The 18863-nt window shown below is 38.3% G+C and carries 16 protein-coding genes, 1 pseudogene and 1 riboswitch; of the genes and pseudogenes, 6 read left to right on the top strand and 11 right to left on the bottom strand.

Translation table 11 applies throughout. From position 1 onward, the window contains the following. Positions 1 to 3: 3 nt before the first annotated feature. Positions 4 to 1107: a glycine cleavage system aminomethyltransferase GcvT gene (gene gcvT / locus QNH20_RS18230; protein WP_283919396.1), complete on the bottom strand. Its 1104-nt coding sequence runs from the start codon at positions 1105 to 1107 to the stop codon at positions 4 to 6. 362 nt (positions 1108 to 1469) lie between these two features. Further along, positions 1470 to 1557, bottom strand: a riboswitch (glycine riboswitch). A gap of 212 nt (positions 1558 to 1769) precedes the next feature. Here gcvT and QNH20_RS18235 point away from each other — a divergent pair. From QNH20_RS18235 to QNH20_RS18245, 3 genes and pseudogenes are all read left to right on the top strand, one after another. Then, the gene (locus QNH20_RS18235; RefSeq protein WP_283919397.1) at positions 1770 to 3458 is read left to right on the top strand and encodes a DEAD/DEAH box helicase; all 1689 of its coding nucleotides are present in this window, start codon (positions 1770 to 1772) and stop codon (positions 3456 to 3458) included. After that, positions 3436 to 4227 carry a YqhG family protein gene (locus QNH20_RS18240; protein WP_283919398.1) on the top strand — a complete coding sequence of 264 codons (792 nt, stop codon included), beginning with the start codon at positions 3436 to 3438 and terminating at the stop codon, positions 4225 to 4227. The genes QNH20_RS18235 and QNH20_RS18240 overlap by 23 nt, the downstream gene beginning before the upstream one ends. 127 nt (positions 4228 to 4354) lie before the next feature. Further along, positions 4355 to 5101, top strand: a pseudogene (locus QNH20_RS18245) (ATPase, T2SS/T4P/T4SS family); the annotation flags it as partial. Between the two features lie 341 nt (positions 5102 to 5442). Here QNH20_RS18245 and QNH20_RS18250 read toward each other — a convergent pair. From QNH20_RS18250 to QNH20_RS18265, 4 genes are all read right to left on the bottom strand, one after another. Further along, positions 5443 to 5589, bottom strand: a complete 147-nt coding sequence (locus QNH20_RS18250) for a hypothetical protein (RefSeq protein WP_283919399.1) — start codon at positions 5587 to 5589, stop codon at positions 5443 to 5445. Positions 5590 to 5802: 213 nt separating this feature from the next. After that, positions 5803 to 6285 carry a hypothetical protein gene (locus tag QNH20_RS18255; protein ID WP_283919400.1) on the bottom strand — a complete coding sequence of 161 codons (483 nt, stop codon included), beginning with the start codon at positions 6283 to 6285 and terminating at the stop codon, positions 5803 to 5805. A 13-nt stretch (positions 6286 to 6298) separates the two neighbouring features. Continuing rightward, a complete protein-coding gene (locus QNH20_RS18260; protein ID WP_283919401.1) occupies positions 6299 to 6895 on the bottom strand; it encodes a replication-relaxation family protein in 597 nt (198 codons plus the stop codon). Further along, the gene (locus QNH20_RS18265) at positions 6831 to 8135 is read right to left on the bottom strand and encodes an FtsK/SpoIIIE domain-containing protein (protein WP_283919402.1); all 1305 of its coding nucleotides are present in this window, start codon (positions 8133 to 8135) and stop codon (positions 6831 to 6833) included. Before QNH20_RS18265 ends, QNH20_RS18260 begins: the two co-directional genes overlap by 65 nt. A gap of 280 nt (positions 8136 to 8415) precedes the next feature. Here QNH20_RS18265 and QNH20_RS18270 point away from each other — a divergent pair, with 280 nt between their 5' ends. The 3 genes from QNH20_RS18270 to QNH20_RS18280 are packed head-to-tail and all read left to right on the top strand — an operon-like array spanning position 8416 to position 9246. Continuing rightward, positions 8416 to 8619 (top strand): helix-turn-helix transcriptional regulator, encoded by a 204-nt coding sequence (locus tag QNH20_RS18270; protein WP_283919403.1) that lies wholly within the window; start codon positions 8416 to 8418, stop codon positions 8617 to 8619. Positions 8620 to 8621: 2 nt separating this feature from the next. Further along, positions 8622 to 8993, top strand: a complete 372-nt coding sequence (locus QNH20_RS18275) for a zinc ribbon domain-containing protein (protein WP_283919404.1) — start codon at positions 8622 to 8624, stop codon at positions 8991 to 8993. 1 nt (position 8994) lies between these two features. Then, positions 8995 to 9246, top strand: coding sequence for a hypothetical protein (locus QNH20_RS18280; protein ID WP_283919405.1), 252 nt, complete (start codon positions 8995 to 8997; stop codon positions 9244 to 9246). Between the two features lie 28 nt (positions 9247 to 9274). On the opposite strand, the gene QNH20_RS18285 is transcribed toward QNH20_RS18280, so the two are convergent. The 6 genes from QNH20_RS18285 to QNH20_RS18310 all read right to left on the bottom strand — a co-directional run bounded on the left by QNH20_RS18285 (position 9275) and on the right by QNH20_RS18310 (position 18823). Then, the gene (locus QNH20_RS18285) at positions 9275 to 9946 is read right to left on the bottom strand and encodes a M15 family metallopeptidase (RefSeq protein ID WP_283919406.1); all 672 of its coding nucleotides are present in this window, start codon (positions 9944 to 9946) and stop codon (positions 9275 to 9277) included. Continuing rightward, entirely contained in the window at positions 9946 to 10311 is a 366-nt protein-coding gene (locus QNH20_RS18290) for a phage holin family protein (RefSeq protein WP_283919407.1), read from the bottom strand. The genes QNH20_RS18285 and QNH20_RS18290 overlap by 1 nt, the downstream gene beginning before the upstream one ends. A 531-nt stretch (positions 10312 to 10842) precedes the next feature. After that, a complete protein-coding gene (locus QNH20_RS18295; protein ID WP_283919408.1) occupies positions 10843 to 15414 on the bottom strand; it encodes a hypothetical protein in 4572 nt (1523 codons plus the stop codon). 18 nt (positions 15415 to 15432) lie between these two features. After that, entirely contained in the window at positions 15433 to 16428 is a 996-nt protein-coding gene (locus QNH20_RS18300) for a hypothetical protein (protein ID WP_283919409.1), read from the bottom strand. Positions 16429 to 16432: 4 nt separating this feature from the next. Next, complete coding sequence (locus tag QNH20_RS18305) at positions 16433 to 17002, bottom strand: H-type lectin domain-containing protein (protein ID WP_283919410.1); 570 nt, start codon at positions 17000 to 17002, stop codon at positions 16433 to 16435. A 12-nt stretch (positions 17003 to 17014) separates the two neighbouring features. After that, positions 17015 to 18823: a hypothetical protein gene (locus QNH20_RS18310; RefSeq protein WP_283919411.1), complete on the bottom strand. Its 1809-nt coding sequence runs from the start codon at positions 18821 to 18823 to the stop codon at positions 17015 to 17017. Between the last annotated feature and the right edge of the window lie 40 nt (positions 18824 to 18863).

Genomic DNA, 18863 nt, shown 5'->3' on the forward strand with positions numbered 1-18863 from the left:
GTTTTACTTTTCTCTTTTATAAAAAGGTGTTGGAACTACTGCAGCTTTTAAACGCTTTCCACGAATTTCAACCTCTACCTCAGTTTCAAGCCCGGCAAATTCCGTCTTAATTAGGGCTAGACCGATATTTTTCTTTAATGTAGGTGACTGTGTACCCGTTGTTACTTCGCCGATTAGTTCTTCCCCCTTATATACTGGGTAACCGTGACGAGGGATTCCGCGGTCAATCATTTCAATCCCAACTAGTTTTCTTGAAAGCCCACTTTCTTTTTGTTGTTTTAATGCATCCTTGCCAATAAAATCAGCTTCTTTATTTAATTTCACTGCAAAACCAATGCCTGCTTCGAGCGGTGAAATTTCTGGCGAAAGCTCTTGACCATAAAGGGCTAAATTCGCTTCAAAGCGAAGGGTGTCACGTGCACCTAATCCACATGGAAGAACGCCTTCTTCTTTTCCAGCTTGTAAAATGTCTCTCCAGAGTTCGACAACATTTTTTGCATCACAATACACTTCAAACCCATCTTCACCGGTATAACCGGTTCTAGATACAAGCGCCTTTTTGCCGTTTAAGTTTACTTCTTGTTGGAATTTGAAAAAGCCAATTTCACTTAAATTTGTATCGGCAGCAAGTTTCTGCAATACTTTTTCAGCAAACGGCCCTTGAATAGCGAGCTGAGCCGTTTTTTCTGATAGGTTTTCAATGCTAACATTACCGTCTAAATGTTCTTCAAGCCATTTATAATCTTTTTCAATGTTAGAAGCGTTCACAACCAAAAGATAATGGTCATCCTCGATTTTATAGACAAGTAAATCATCAACCGTACCACCGTTTTCATAGCACATAGCAGTGTACTGAGCACCACCGTTTTTTACTTTTGAAATGTCATTTGTCATCATTTTTTGCAAGTAGCTTAAGCTGTCGGCCCCTTTGACTTCAACTTCACCCATATGGGATACATCAAACAAACCAGCACGATTACGGACGGCTTCATGCTCTTCCTTAATGCTTGAGAATTGGACTGGCAGCTCCCAGCCTCCAAAATCGATAGTTTTCCCCCCATTTTCTTTATACACCTCGAAAAGCGGAGTACGTTTTAATTCAGTCATCCTAAAGTCCCCTTTCAATCTTTTACTTGGCCGAAAGGAAAGTATAACTTTCCTTTCAGACATAGGTGCAACTACGTCTCTGTCTAAGCCTAACGGCTTGCCAATCGGCGAGTTTTCTTAATTCATTATTTGTAAAAAAGAACTCTTAAAAAGAGATTGAACCCATTAACAAAATCCGGAAAAATTCTCTCTTTTTCAAGCGAAAAAGCATTTGGATGAGTAAAAATTCTGAAAAAAGGCATAAAAAAGGACAGAAACCTCCCATGAAATATAAGAAGGTCTCTGTCCTTGCACCTGAAAGTTTACCTTAATGGTTTTCCCCTTTGGTGGCTGCCCATATTGATCAGCACTCTCCAGAGCTGCGTCAAACAAGAGTTCTTTTGCCTGAGAGATTCACATTTCTGCTTGCTCCTTCGGCGCTACAAAGGTAGTCTCTCCCCTTGCTGTCATTCGCATTATAATATTTTCCAATTTGGTCATACTAATTATACCTATAAAATAATTTACCTTATTAAAATATTTAAAACTTTAAAAACTAACTTCATCCTACCATTAAAACAATGTATTGAGCAATAACTTTATAAAGAAAATCAGAAGTACTTTGATTTTGAGAATAATTGGCATTATGCAGATAAAAACAGCGTCTAAAAGGAGCTGAAATTATGACGGTTGAAATTGAATTTAATTCCTCTTGGCAGGATGATTTTTTACATAGAATTGAGAACGATGGGCCATGGGGAAATTGGGAGCTATTTAAGCTGGCAATCGGGGTTGAAAAACATTTGGTGATCCCTGAATTTGAAGGCCTGCAAGCCCCAAATCATTTGCCAAATTTAACACCCCTGCCCCACCAGCTCGAAACAGCAAAACAAGTAATTGAAAACATGAATGGAAAAGCCATCCTTGCTGATGAAGTAGGACTTGGGAAGACCATTGAGGCTGGATTAATTTTAAAAGAATACATGATTCGCGGATTAGTGAAAAAGGTCTTGATCCTCGTCCCTGCTTCTTTGGTTTCCCAATGGGCGATTGAACTGAATAGCAAATTTTTCATCCCTGCAATTACTCAAAGGAAAAGTTATGTATGGGAACAATGTGATGTCGTCGTCTCCTCGATTGATACGGCCAAACGAAACCCACATCGAGATATTATTTATAAACAAGACTATGATCTCATCATCATTGATGAAGCCCATAAATTAAAAAATAACAAAACGAAAAACTACGAATTTGTTCAAAATCTTAAAAAGAAATTTTGTTTATTGTTGACGGCCACTCCGATTCAAAACCGAATCGAAGAAATCTTTAATCTTGTTTCACTTCTTAAACCTGGCCATCTAGGCAGTGAGACCGCATTCTATGAAAAATACAAACGTGACGCAAGGTCATTAAATGATAACGAGCATTTAAAAGAATTAGTTAATAAAGTAATGATTCGCAATCGCCGTGCTGATACAGGAATAGAATGGACCAAACGGCATGTGGAAACGATTCCGATTGATCTTACACCTCCTGAAAAAGAGCTTTATGAAGCGATTAATAAACTTAAAAACGAGGGCGATTGGCTTCAGACAAGTGCATTCTCAGTTATGACACTACAGCGTGAGGCATGCAGCAGCAGGGAAGCGGTTTTTTATACGTTAAAAAATATGCTCCAGAAAAAGGAAAATCCATCGAATGCTTTCGAGGAACAAATTCAGTTTTTAATCCAAAAGGTGGAAGCTGTTCAGCAAAATTCAAAAGCTGAAAAAGCGCTTGAATTAATTCAAAAAGTTAATGATAAAGTCATTATATTTACTGAATATCGTGCCACACAGATGTACCTGCAGTGGTTTTTAAAACAGCATGGGATTTCTTCTGTACCGTTTCGCGGCGGCTTTAAGCGGGGGAAAAAGGACTGGATGAGGGAATTATTTCAAAAGCACGCACAGGTGCTGATAGCGACAGAAGCCGGAGGTGAAGGAATTAATCTACAGTTCTGTAACCATATTATTAATTTTGATCTACCTTGGAATCCAATGCGGCTAGAGCAGCGGATTGGACGAATTCACCGTCTCGGTCAGGAAAAAGATGTCATGATATACAATTTCGCCATTAAGAACACCGTTGAAGAACATATTTTAAAGCTTCTTTATGAAAAAATACATTTATTTGAAAAGGTCATCGGTGAGCTCGATGATATATTAACAAAACTGGAATTTGGCAATATTGAAGATCATTTAATTGATATTTTCGGACAATCCGCTTCTGAAGGTGAAATGAGAATCAAAATGGAGAATTTATCGTCAATGATTGAATTTGCCGAAGGCATGAAGAAAGGGGATTCACATGCAGCAGCAGGAAATTCATAATTTTCTTTTGGATTATTTTAAAGCAAATGAATGCCCAATAATTGAAGATAAGCCAGGCTTTTTAACTGTCCAGTTAACGATTGAACTGGATAAAGAACTGATGAACCGGCCATTTTACTGGCACTATTTAGAAAAAACAGGCGGAATTCCAAATCCAATGCGGCTTACTTTTATCACCAACAAAGAAAAAGCCCCCGATCAAATTAAGGGTGAAATCATTCATTTTGGTTCACCTCGGCTGCACCAAATTTTTGAATCAACTAAAAATCTTGCCAGCTACATTCGCCTTTATGAGAATCATCACCTTCAAGGGAATCAAACTCCATTAATGCCATGGTTGTGCATGAATGTAAAGATTTCTTATCAATGTGACCGTAAGCGCGATGTCTTTAAATCAATCGGCTTGCAGCTTATTAATGGACAAATGGTTGAGGATTTTCACGACCGTTTGCAAAAGATCTCGCTGACGCCAAAAATACCTGATTATTCCTTTACAATATCGCCATTAGTAAGGCCTAAGAGTGGCATGTCAAGGATTGAAACGTATTTAAAATCAGTGATTTCAGAAGATGACCATTCGTGGGCTAATGATGCTCGGAAGCGATGGAATCAGGATTTGCGGCTGTTAGATCATTTTTATGAAGATGTAGAAGATGAAAATGAAAGCTACGAGACCGAAAAAAAAGCTCTCCAAGAACAATACGAACCAAAAATAAACATCTCACTCATCAATGGAGGACTTTTCTATTTAACGGAAAAAGCAATATAAGAAACAGGGGTGTCAGGCACCATGTGAAAAATTCACATGGTGCCTGACACCCTAATTAAATTTATTGCCGAAAATAATAAAATTAATTTACAAATAAAGAAGGAAAAGAAAGAACCCTGTCGAATATATGCAAGGACAAATTAAAAAGGTGGTGTTACCTATTGTTAGTGCAATTGAAATTTTAGCTAATCGGATCATCACAGATGCGGCACGGAACCAAGCGACAGATATTCACATTATTCCTCGGAAGAAAGACACACTTGTTCAAATCCGTTTAACTAACAAACTCATACCCCGGTTATCCCTTCCAAAAGATGAATGCGACAGATTAATCTCACATTTTAAGTTCACAGCCAACATGGATATCGGTGAAAGAAGACGCCCGCAAAGCGGAGCCATTTTTTGTGAAGTAGATGGACAATTAATGGGTCTTAGGCTTTCCACTCTTCCCTCAAACAACAGAGAGAGCCTTGTCATCCGGCTATTACCCCAACAAGAACAAATTCCATTTCATCAACTCTCTTTATTTCCGGCAATGACTCGAAAATTACTAGCCCTTCTCAAACATGCACATGGACTTATCATATTTACTGGTCCAACAGGATCTGGTAAGACCACAACTCTCTACTCACTTTTAAATGAAACTGCCCACCTATTTCATCGCAATGTCATTACGCTTGAAGATCCAATCGAAAAAAACTACGACTCTGTTTTGCAGGTACAAGTGAATGAAAAAGCGGGTGTTACCTATGCGGCCGGTTTAAAGGCTATTCTTCGCCACGATCCCGACATCATCATGGTTGGTGAAATCCGGGACGCCGAAACAGCAAAAATTGCTGTCAGAGCGGCCCTTACAGGGCATCCAGTATGTACAATAGACACATACAAATTATTTAATTTCTTCAAACGTCAAAACCTCATGCCGAATACCTTTCAACCATTCTGTTAATTTTCTTTTCCGCGATTCAGTTTTTGTAATAAAATATAAGATTGGGGTTTGGTCTTTATAAACCGGCAGCACTTCACGATTAAAGCGGAATGTGAGCCGTTTGTGAGCAACGACAAAGAAAATGCTGGCAGAATCCTATAGTTTAAGGAGTCCACCGAACCCTTTAACGAGTGATGAAAAATGATTGTTATTTAACCCCTCTCGACCGCTTTCGACTTCTCACCACCCGAGGAGAAGTTAGGGGCTCGTTTATTTTTCTCTATTTATTATGATTGCGTGATATTTTTGTGGTCAGTGGTCATTTCCGACTCATTGACCACATTTTTTTCTTTTCTATATAGTTCAATTATGTAATCATAGCATTTTTGAAGTACTTCCTTAGTGTGTGGTCCTTCGATAATGGTTACTTTCATTTTATTCACCCCTGCTTAAATAATACCAATAAAAAAGGAGAATTGCTTCTCCTTCTTTCTAAATCTCTACCTTATTTTTACAACGTGTACAAACCTTCTTCGTCTTTTTATTCCCTTTGTGATATTTACCGCAATCGGTACATGGCACTAAATTTTTACCATTATTTTGATGTTCATCCTTGTTCCTCCTCAAATTTTATATAATCTCTCACCTTACACGGCATTTCCTACCTGTTTCAGCACATTTAAGATAAGAGGGGATACCTGGATAAGCACATAACCTAATCCGGCATTTTGAATTCCAGTCCACGCCTTTTCAGCTTTGCCAAACATAAAGAGAAAACACGAACCTACAATGACAACCGAAGCAATCGGCAACGATAAGACCACAAGAATATCTACCACCGGATCTAATACATGCGCCAAAGCTGACAATGCTTGCTCTCCCATCCATTCTTTAGCCCCAACTTCAACCGCTATAGGTGCAGTGGATACTGCAACCGCATTTGCTCCGGCGGTCACGGCGAAAGCCTTCATTGCAAATCCGAATGAACCAATCGCACCGCCAGTAGCCAATGGAAGAACAGCAGCACTCGCTAATTTGGTGGTTTTTTCGATTCTCCCTCGCCTTTTCGCTTTTTCCTTAACCTTGTATTCACCAGACATAAATTCATTGAATTTAATTACTTTTTTCATTTTGACCAACTCCTTATCGAATGTCGTCAATTGTATAAACCGCATATGGTAAGCCTTTGCAAAGGTCTATAATCTGTATTTTTCTAAAATTTGTAGTTGTTAGCCAGACTATTTTCGGAAAATAACCGTATTTTTCATGGATGGTTCTGCCGGCAAATAATCCTTTGTACTGTGTGATTTTCCCACGATTTGCCTTCATTTTTTGTAGAGAGTCAACTTCCAAGAATTGATATTTTCCGTTTACTTTAAATACTGCATCACAAATGACTGAGTAATCGTCATCACGGTATTTCATTTCATTTTTCCACTCGCTAGGAAAACCCAAGTAAATATAAAAATCATTTCGCATAAGAACGTGATTGACAAATTTATTCTTTTTTCTTTCCTTTTCGGAATTTACATATTCTCGGCCTTCTTTGTTTAAAAAATAGACATTAGGTGAATCGTTTTCTCTGAACGAAGATAAATAAGGAGACAACTCTCTAAGGATCCGATTTGTATTTTGCTTCTTTCCAAGTCTGTGAATTACGCTTAATTGATCTCTGTTAAGAAAGTCCAGTTTCTTCAATGACAAGAGTATTTTTTCTTGTCTCTCGCTCAACCTTTTCAATGGATTTACCTCCCTTATTCGGGATGATCTGTTGTGTAATGGTTGCTGTAATGATTTCAGGAGTGATAAGAGGGGTTTGAATGGTTACACGCTCATCTGCCATTTGATAAATCGCTCTACCTTTGATTTTTGGTAATGCTTCTGCACCTTCGCTGTCCAATACAACCCTGGAAGCAACCCCAGTTTGAACCCGGAAGCATAGTTTAGCATCACTATTTTGTTTACATTGACGGGGGATAATATCGCCGGTTCCGTACTGGGTCGCCAGTATCAGCCGAAAACCTAAGCCTGCGCCCAACCGTGAAATCTGACTCATATATTTTTGACATTCTTTTTTCAATGCTTTTTCCTCTTTCGATACTGCCTCATCAGGATTTAATTCTCCAACCTCATCGATGATGATAAAATGCCTTTCAGTGATACCTGCATCCTCTACTTTTTTCTTGCCTGCCTTCCTGAGTATTTCTTGCTTTGTTCTCATGAGATTATAGGCATTTTTTAACGTTTCTAAAGCTTCCTCCGGCTCGTAAGCGATTGATACGGTTTGTTGGATATTCTCGTAGTCGCAAAGCTCCACGCCGCCCTTGAGGTCGATTAAATGGAATTTCACGTTGTTTGGCTGCTGTCTAATTAGCTGATTAATAATGCAATTGATTAGATTAGATTTACCGTATCTTGTCGCGCCACCCAAGCAGAAATGAGGAATTTTTTCAAAATCGTGAAAGATTAATTTGTTTCTTTCACGGGTTGCGCCGAATGCTACTTTCCATCCTTTTCCTTCTTGAAACTTGATTTGAGAAGGTAATGGCTCATTGTATACCCGTATCTTTAATAATCCGTCGTAAGACAGCTCTATTTCCTTTCTGTCAGTCAGTTTTTTATTGTAGAGACCTTTGATATTCGAAATGATATTACGGTCTAATTTCAGCTCTCTAAGGTCTTTAATTCGAATCTTAACTGAACGGGTATTGATTCCTGATTCAATTACTTTTTGTTTGGCAACATAATCCTCAAAACTTCTGCCTAAAGGGATGCGATAACGATATTCAGTACCCCAATCATAATTTTTCTTTTTTAGCAGCTGGGTGGTTAATGTGCGTTCTCCATCCCTTACATTTAGGCCAGTTAGAGTAAATATTTTTTGAATTTTTTTCGAATCGTTCCCATCACTGTTTTTTGATAAAAAAGCTTTCAAAGAAATTGCTCCAAAAATTGTTGTTGTAACTGCTTCGAAAATCATTTTGATATCTTCCTCCTTCCCACGCCACCTCATTGGAACTTACAGAGTAAGTTATCCCTTAAAATGGATCACTTAAATACAAAGGAATTCAACCGCTAATATAAGATTTGTCGAGTATCCGGACACGCTAACAAGGGGCTAATAATGTGGTTATGTTAAAGGTTATTAAGGTGGATTTGTCCGTTATACATTGTCCTGTAAATATTTTTCAAATAAAATTGCAATTAAATTTTAAGAGGGATTGTCCAATTAATGGAGAATTATTACTTGAGGTGTTTATATGAAAAGTCGATTGAATGAACTTATAGAAAGAAGTGGATACAGAAAAAAGTACATAGCAAAAGAGATCGGTATTACACCGAATCAACTATCAAATTGGATTGGCAGCAGGTCATATCCACCATTAGATAAAGCATATAAATTAGCAAAATTGTTAAATTGTAAAGTGGATGATCTATATGTGGAAGAAACAAAGGAGGAGTAAAGATGTTTTGGGATTTGCTTGGAGGTTATGTTGGTGCATTTATTTATGCTTTTATCGTGTATAATGTTATTTTATTGACCTTAAATTTTGTAACAAGGTATAAAATATTTAAGAAAAAAGCAGTAATTATTTCTTTGGTTTTATCTGTTTTTTTAACCTGTTTCTTAGCAGAACTAATTTATAATTGGGGTAATGTATTATTGTTTCATCTACCAATGCTTGTTTTAGTATTTTTAATTGATTTTAGAAGAATCATGTATCAAAAGTGTCCTCATTGTGCCGAACGAATTAAGGCGGATGCTATTAAATGCAAACATTGCCATACAGTCTTATCTATACATGACGAAGAGGATTCAATAAAAGCAGGAGTTTAACATGACCGTAATCATACAGATACACTACACATCAATAGCTAATACAAAAGGGTATCAAAAAGCAGCAATCACACTGAAAGGCAGAAGCAAAGAACAGGCAGCATATGAATTTTGGAAGTGGATAAAAAGAAAAAATCCGTTGAAAGTGGAAATAAAACAAGTGCTTTGTGAAAAAGAAGATATAACAGAGCTGGTTTTGGAGTTAGAAAAGCAGGAGATTGATAAAATTATGAATGACAATTTACCTTTTTAAGCCCCACTCATAGAGTGAGGCTATTTCTTTACATCGTTTCCCACGTAGTAAGAGTATATCCCCTTGTTTTTAATTCCATTGATACGAGGCTGGCATTCTTATAGTCCGTTTCTACAACAAATCTATAACCATCACTGTCTTTCGGCGTTTCGAACGGTTTGTAATTGACCGGATCAGCATAGCACTTAAACCCTTTTGCTTGGTATTCTTGTACTAATGGTATTGCTTGCCAGTATGCTGTATTCGGGATGGTTACTTTATCCGTAAAGATTTTATTCACTTTAATCTCCTCTCCTTTTTGTTTTCCAAAAGTGTCTGTACCATACCCTTTGTAATTAAATTGCAAATGAGGTTTATCAACAAACCCTTTCCAATCTCCACCCCATTCAAACCCAAGTAGCTTAGCTTCAGCAATTGCCTTTTGCACTTCTGGACGTTTATAACCATTCCAGTCAGTATTTCCATTTCTAACCAAAACAAAGTCCAATGCCTGTCCTACAAGATGGTATGATTTCATTGTTTGAGATGCACCATTCTTAACGTTTTCTTTTTGTTTTTCCAACGACCGAATAGTTTCATAGATAAGGATATCGATATTATTAGCAACTAAGTAATCATGCCATTTTAATGCTGCAGCTCTCGTATTATCGGCAAGTTTTGCGATATTATCGATATTCCGCCTTTCATAAGTTAAGGCCATTATTTGTCTCCACCTTTACCAACTTTGTTTTTATCGAAATACTTTGTAAGAAATTTGATGTCAATTCCAATACGACTAAAATTCTCGATAATGCTCAAACCTTCATATGCCACGATCATGCCGACTCCAAGTTTAATAACGTAACCATTCGCTTGGATATACGCATCCACAAAACTAAGAAAAGCCAACGCTACGAATAGGCCGACTTTTCGAATTAACCCTATAAAATTAATGGAACTGTTTATTTTCCTTTCTGCTCCGGCAGCTAACAAACCTGTAATTATATCAAAAATAACAAATCCTAATGCCACATTCCACACATTACCGACCACGGCTGTAATATCAAATCCACTTATCGTTTCCATTCTGTACCTCCTAATTTTGGGCATGAAAAAAGGACTGAATTATCAGCCCTTTAAAAATGAATATTTAATTTAAATACATATGGGTAAGGATTTGCACCTTACATGACCTGCTATGCCTTGGGGTGGTATCGAAGCACCGACTTGTGGCTTTGCAAAAGGGTATTGCAATTGCGTTCCCCTCGGTATATTACTACCGATATTTACCACAGTTCTACCAACTGAACTACCTAGCGTCTACTTATTCCGCCACCACATGTATTTATTTCCATTATACCATTATTCCAATAAAAAGAGAGCTGGTATTAGCTCTCTTAACCTAAATATATATAGTAAATTACCAGGATGGCTAGTATCCACCCAAACAGATTGTAAAGAAAGTTGTAATACGGATCAATCTTATTTATTCTTCTTATGACTTTTCGGTCATACTCCAGGTCAACTTCTCTCCGCATGTTTGACTTTTCCACATAAATCATAGCCATAAAGAAAAGGATACAAACAACAGCAAATATTACAATAAACCAAAACAGGTTACTCACCTCTTTGCCTTCTAATCTCCTCTCTTCCTGCCTTGCCAGCATCGGTTAAAATTTTGTCCATTGCCTTTTTAATTCGTTCGTAATCATTAGAATTTTTACCGATTGCCGGTACTGCTACTTTCAATTCATTTAGGACATATTGACCCATAATCCGTTGCATATCTGCATACTGTTGACTTGTTAATGGTTCACCATCTAATTTCTTTTCAGCTAACCTTGGCGCTGCTGTTTTATCACCTGTAGCATTAATATAGTCTAACACAAATTTAGCTTCAGGTGACGGTTTATATTTGCTCACAAACGATGGATTTAAGAATACATTCAGTAAATTGTTAGTACCGCCTTGATAGGTTTCCTTTTGACTTCCAAGTGTATCATAGGCAGGAGGAAGTTTTGAATCTAATCCCGGTATACGATTTAACGCTTTATTCCCTACTTCATTCATAAATTTAGGGCTGTAAGTGCTCCTAGTTGTATTGTTATTAAGCTGCCTGAATTGGTTAGAAAGAGTTGGCACAAATGAACCTACTGAACCTTTAATAGCATCTCCTACCCTATCGGACATAGTACGGCCAGGATAGTTAGCGAGGAAATCATTTAACCCTTTTAATACAGATTGATTAATAATGGTATTAGCTGCGCTATCTACACCGCCTTTTATACCAGTATCCAATCCTAATTTTCCGTTCTCTTTGGCTGATTGTGCAACCCCTGTGCCTAATGCAACAGCAATTGAAATCGGTTGCGCCCAATCATAAGATATGAAGGTATCTCCCTCTTGTGCATCCGTGGACTTTGGATTAAATCCACTTTGAACAAAACGATTAAGAGCTGAAATGTTTACGCTACTCGGTTGTTTTCCGGCCATTTTTTCCAATGCCGCCACTTCAAAATCAGAATTTCCGGCAGCAGTTAAAATGCCTTTATCAGCTAAGAAGTAACCTAACAACGAAAATCCACCTGTACCCATAATTGCCCTAGTGAAAGCAAGTGCTGTTTCTCGTCTTTCAAATGGGTTCTTGGTCTTATAAGCACTTTTCAACAAGTGACCAGCACGAACTAAACCAGCAGGAGAATATTCTAATGCTCGCATGACTAAGTTACCTGGTGTTTTCGGATACTTTAGAACAAGATCCCCTAAACCAAATTCATCAGTCGTTCCAAGTGTAGAAACTTTATTCAAGCCTTTTTTCACTTTGGTTAAAGCATTAGAAAGAACCGTATTATCTTGGAAAGTTGCGTATTTCCCGTATTGGTCAGCAATTTGCATCATGTTTTCATCAACTTCACGGATATACTGTTGAATAGCATCCTTTTTCGCTTGACCTTTTAGACCTTGGTTAACCGCTCGTAACGTTGCCATTTCACCAAGTGTTTTATTATATGCTCTCATATATCCTGCATGGTCAAACGAGCGTAAAGTAGCCCCTAGCGACTTTTCAAGATAAGTTAAAGGATTAAACTTAGAACGGAACGCTTGTGGTCCTAAATCATAGGCAGTTTGTAAGCCCATTGGATTTACACCTTTCCATCCTGCTTTAGCTCCTGTTAACCAATTTTGCCAGTATTGCCCTTGGTTATTCGTTCGGAAGGTAATCGTACGTTCTCCGCCTGTAATCTTACTACGTAAAATGTCTACAGGTGTTGCTAGTAATTTATTCATTTGTTCGACACGGTAGAACATTTCATTACCTATGGCATTACGCACTATGGTTTTAGGATTTAACAGTTGAGCGATTGTTTGTGTTGAAGATATTTTTTGACCGAAAGTAGGACGATCTAAATTCATAAGTGTAGTTTGAAGCTCCATGCTATGCTCTAGTTTCGCATCTCCTGACATTTGTCCTACTTGTCTCGCAAACTCTCTGATGCTTTCTGCTTCATCAGCACTAATATTTTTGTCTTTTAATGCCTTGTTAGTGATTTTCTCCACTTCGCTCAGTCGTTGACGAGTCATAGATTCAGATTGCAAGTTAAATGTTTCAACTGCTTTGTTGTAAATCTGCTTGGCATACGGCCGAACTTTCTCACCAAATTCTTTTACTAGATCTTCGGTAAAATCAGCAACTTTAACAGTACCCTTCGCAATTTTTGAAGCACCAATATCCGCCAATGCGTAAAGTGCATCTACCGGCATGGAGTTTGCTCGCCCCATTATCTCTCTTAACCGTTTTCTTGCTAACTGTTCACGCTTGTCCATAAAATCAACAACTTTATCACGGTTTCGGACATCCTTAATAGGCTTAGGTTGTTTAGGAGGAGCACCAGGTTCAAGGTCAGCAACAAATTTTTTCGCATCAGATACAAAAGAACGGACAGTATCTAATTCGGCATCGGTTGCAACATTTCCTTTTTTGATGTTTTCCATAATCTTAATAACATTGTTTGCTTGTTCCTGCTGTCCAGTGAATCGTTGAATGCTATCTGCTGTATGGGTAATGTCTTGAATGTTTTGTTCAGTTAATTTGATTTGTTTATTAGGGTCAGTAATAGTTTCATTAATTTTATTCACTCGTCTTTGAGCCCTCAAAAGCTGACCTTCTGCAGATAAACGATTGTAAATGGAATAAGACTGGATTGATTGCCCGGCTTTTGTTCCTTGCTCCGCTAACCTCTCAACTACATCTAAGGCACGATCATATTGACCAGCTTTCTGTAATTCATCAATCAAACGGTGTCCGACTGTAATGTGTCTTGGATCAAATTTGCGAGCATTTTTCACGAACTGATAAGCCTTTTCCATGTCCTTTGTAACATATTTATTAGCGTAATTCACTAATTGTTCATTAGACATTGGCTTGTAAGTTTTGTCGAAATCGTTTAATAACTGTTCCATTTCAGGAGAAAGTTTCTCTGAACTTCCCACGGTGTTGTAAAAAGACCGTTCATTCGGTTGCTTTGGTACAGGTTGCAAATTTCTCACAGGAGTTTCTACTTTGTTTACGGTCTGTTCTACAGGCCTTAACGGTGTTTCTACTGCTGAATTATTCTTTGGTGGTAGTAATGGTGATAACGGCTCTTGAACAGCATTTTTCGGTTTTAAATTAGGCAACAATTCCTGACTTGGTGGAACGGGTTTTTGCTTTTGCTTTACCTCGCCTAATAAGATTTTCTTTGCATTTTGAGAGACAGGTGGACGGTTGCCCATCTTATCCCATACCTCCGCTGCATCAATTGTTTTAGGCTGTTTATATCCGTTGTATGCTAAATCGACAACCGTGTGTAATGCAGGTTCATCCGTTTTAGCGAAATGACTCCATAATTCATTGATAGATTCGTTATTTAGATTATTTTCATTATAGCCGTTTTCCTTTACATATTTAACGAAATCTTCATATCTCTTTTGCCAGTATTCAGGTGGGGCTGTTTCAACTAAATCACCTTTTGGTACTTCCACACCATATACATTCACGTTGCTAGGAGGTTCAATCACTGGTCTTGCTGTTGAAAAGTCAGGCAATTTCCGTTCTGCCCCGTCGAACATCAACGATCTATCCAATAAAGAAGTTTCGTCTAATGGTGGTAGTTCATCGATTGATTTACCGACTCTAGGAACGAGTGGATTATCGACGCTTGTTTTCGGTTTCAATGAAGGTAAGAAACTTGGATTCGTGATGTCGCTTCCTTTAGGAATTAGATCATCAAGCAATATTGGATTAGGCTTTGTATTCGGACCAGCATTATATGATTTATAGGCATTGGACAATTCACTTGCAACCGCTTCGTTTTTCGGTAACAAATTTCTCATAGTCCGATTAGCAGTAGATTCAAACCCTTTTGCAATTCCTTTACCAGCACCGTATAGTAAAGGATCTGCAACCGTACCTAAAGCAGTACCTAAAGCAATATGCTTGGCATTATCCTTGAATGAGTAATCATCAGGGTTAATTAGTTCTCTTGCTCCGACTTCTGCTCCTGCCATTCCGCCACCGATTAAACCACCTTTTGTTGCTTCCGCTAACAATCTCTTGCCTAAATTTCCTGCACCGAATTCAGTCAGTCCTTTGCCTAATTTTGAAGCGTTTAGTGCCCCATACAACTTAGAACCAGGCGCAAGATATCCTAAAGCATCATAGGCGAAATCTGCCGCTTTTGCTCCACCTTCTCGCTCGTTAAATACTTGGTTTTTATAATAGGAATCATTTTTACGTTTTGCCGCCTCTTTAATCGAACCAAGTCCAAATGTATTCGCTGCTCTAGTAATACCCCTCGATATTTCTTTTGTCGCATCGGTTGGAGCTTGCCCTTTTTTTACATAGTCCTTTGCTATATCAATATTTGCTTGCATTGGACTCTTTAGATGTATGGCAGATTCTAAAGAGGCTTTACCGATGTTCAACATATCGTTAAGAAAACTATTGTCCTTTTTCTTCACATTTGAAGAGAGCCTCCCCTTTGAAGAAAGGCTCTTTTTTGAATTCGAATTATTTAATGGCACCAGTTTTTGTGGTGTAGGCGATAAATTTTTATTGTACGGATTCTTTTCATAAATAAGTTGTCTGTTTCGCTCGTCCGCCTTGTTATTAAAGTCCGTAAGAAAATCATCTAAAAAATTTAAAGGCATTTTGACACCGCCTTGTTATTAATATCTTCCTCGTTTACCGTTACCGCTTGATGTATTAAAACTTGCAACATACTTATTATAATCCGATTGGTTTTTGAATTGACCGTTTGATGCCACATTATACAAAGCGTCAACAACGGATTCGAAATCATATCCTTGACTTGTAATAGCTTCAATTTGTGCAGGGTCATTTCTAAGACTCTCTGCCACACGAACCGCACCTTGTTTACGAACTTCATCGGCTTTTCCTGCCCAATAAGACATACCCTCACGATAGGATTGGTCTTTGGTTTTTGGCTTTACTGATCCACTTGAACTTCTGCCACCGGAGCTTCTAGAACCGCCTGATGATCTTGAAGAAGCAGCTTGACGCTGTAAAGCTAATTGCTGTTGTTCCATTTGTTTTTGCCATTCAAACTGTTGTCGTTGTAATTCTGAATTTCGCCAATCCATTGTACGCTGATAAGTATCCTGTTGGGCTTGATTATACGCTTCTGCTAATTTGCCTGACCGTTCCGCTTCGATAGCATTAATAATTGCTTGTTCACGAGCTGGGTCATTTTCATTGGCGATTTGGTCATCAATTTGCCTAACAGCATGAGATTCGTTGGTATTAATCTCACTTAAAGCGTTTTGCCGTGAGGACGCTAGATTTGCCTGTGTGGTTAAACTTTCACCACTGGCATTAATACCATTAGCCGCCATCAATTCACGCATTCTTGATGCACTCTGTGCGTTTACCACATCTGCTTGGTTTCGTTGGTTTTGGTATTGTGGGGCTAAGTCTTTTTTCTGTTGATTAAAGCCTGCTATGGCTTTGTCACGTTGTGCACGTAGTTGGCCTAACTGATTAGTTTTTTGAGCGTCATATAAAGAGTTAATTTTATTGCTCATGGTGTCATAAGGACTGGCAACAAAATTTTTATATCGATTCCCTTTTGTATCTGTTTCAATGGAATACCATTTACCATCACTGGTTGCGTTTAAATTTTCACCAATTCTCCAATCTGCCATGTTATCACTTCCCTATTATTAAAAAGTTTATAAATATATTTGCCGGACTGCCTGGTGTACCCAAGTTTTGACCGCCGGCTGTTTGAATGTCGCATTGAAACCCTGTTTTGGTCACATTACGAATGACAGGAAAACAAAGGGTATTTCCATATGACTGAATCTGTGAAATATCTCCGAGGAAAACAGAAGGTGCACTCTCAAAAGCTGACACAAAGTTGACCGATGCTGTACTTTTACTAGAGTTTCCATTTGTGAAAAATTGGCCATACACCTGCTCAATTCTAAGATTGCTAGCAAACCCTTGAACCTTTTTATCAGCATGTGTTTTAAGACTTTCAAGCAATGTTTGTATGGTTGTACCTGTCAACCCCGCGATAGCTGTAGCTCCGATATTATCGGCTCCCGAATCGCCGTCCTCTGTTTTTTTCAAGGCATCTATTAATTTATTGAGATATTCTCTTACTTCATTTGGAGCCGCATCGAACTGCGCTTTTAATTCTGCCGCTTGGTTAGCTGCTGGCGAGTCAGGTAAATCGGAAACGTCTTTTGTAAATGAAACTAATTTTTCAAACATACTCTCACCTCACTAACGTATTTTGGATTGATATCTATACTCAATTCCCATTGATAAAAGAGATAGGCTTTCGTCTAATTTGTTGTTTTGAATCATTAATTGAAAATGGGTAACTTGTTTCGCTTTGACTTTCGATTTGACTTCTTTCGGGAATGTCGATGAATAGAAAGTAAAGTTATTAAAATCCAAGTTGTTAAAATCAAATAAATTAAATTGAATCTTTTTGGTGTTTATTAAGACATTTTCCTTTTTATCTGACGAATAATAGATATCAATACTTGTCCTACTCGCTGGTTTCATCGCAAAATAAAGAGCTTCAATGTATTTCTTCAATTCCTCCGCTTTGAAAGTAAGTTGTTTTGACTTCCAGTACGCATTGATCGCCATTCCGTCGTCATTGTAAGCCGCGCCCTCATACTCCTTTTTAAAGCGATAGACTAAACCATCTGTTAAACTGCCAAAATATAAAAAACCGTCCTTCACTAAGAAGCACGATGCGTTAATATTGTTATAGACATACCACTCACCATACCGGTTTTCAGTGGATTTTTGAGTGTAATCCAAGACATACACATTTCCGTTTAGTGCAAGCCAATATTTTTTATCAAAGTCAACAGAAACGGCATTGTTTAATCCTGACTCTAACAATAGTTTTCTATCAATATTGGAAGAGACATGGACGACGTTTCGCTCGTCACGTACATTGGAAGCCACTAGCATGTAAACCCCGTCTTTTGAAAGCGATACAGGGTTATTCTCAATGATTTGTATACTTCCTGATGCAATTGCTCCCACTTGGTTATTAATCGGCTTAGAAGGGAAACTGACGTCTCCTGCTTCGGTGATTTGGAAGTTAATCATGTGTTTTCCGTTTGGACGTTCGACAATCAAATAATCATATTGCTTAGAAAAGCCCATAACTTTCTCGGATAATCGATAATAACCGTTTTCAAGCCAATAAGTAGGGTCATAGAGTCCGCTTCGAAACATGTATTCCGGCATATCGGGATTGCCCGATATAAATGTCCTGGTATCGTTCGACCCACCGAACCCGACCGCCATCGTACACTTTTTGATGCGTTCGGGATAACCTGATACCGTTTTGCCGGCCGTAATGATAACATTGTTTGTTCCCTTTTCCGGAGCTGTGGTAAAGGTTACTTTGCCATTTACTCGGTCAACTGTAAGACCCGTACCTTCGTTTATGGTTGCTGTTCCAACTACCGCAGAAACTGTAGTAGCATCTAGTCCAGTAAGTGACATCTGATAAACAGTTGCTTCGCCATCACCGCTGAAACTGTCTTTAAATTTGTTGCCGATTAAGTTGAAATCCTCGTTTGCTGAACCGCCACCGCTTGGGTTTTTGGATATCTGCAAGACCGGAACATACGGTTCTACTTGTTTAATTGTTGCCCCATCATAAACTAAGAAGTTAACCCCATCCATGATGTAACACTTACCTTCAACAGTGAATAAGTTGACTTTTCCGTTTTGCAACGTGTTGAAAATGGAAATAGGTTGCGCATTACCTGATTGAGTATAGAGATTGGTACCATGTGCAATTAAAAAAATCGTACTGCCGTCAGTACGAGTAAACAGATACATTCCATTGATTTTTCCAGTACCTAATGAAGTAGGAAACACTCTTGTATAACCTGTGCGTTTTTCTAATGCTCCCCTCTCGTTGCTGATCATATTTAACGTATCAGGCGAATGATGATCGCTTATTTGGGTAGCTGCCCCACTGACATCCATCCCTCTAAATGGCTCTAATCGAAAAGGTGGTAGCGATTTTGTTGTAATCGCTGGCATTTGTGCCATAACCATCCTCCTTTCCATAAAAAATAGGACTGAAAAATCA

Origin of the sequence: Neobacillus sp. WH10 (assembly GCF_030123405.1) — a bacterium.
Taxonomy (GTDB): Bacteria; Bacillota; Bacilli; order Bacillales; family Cytobacillaceae; genus Neobacillus.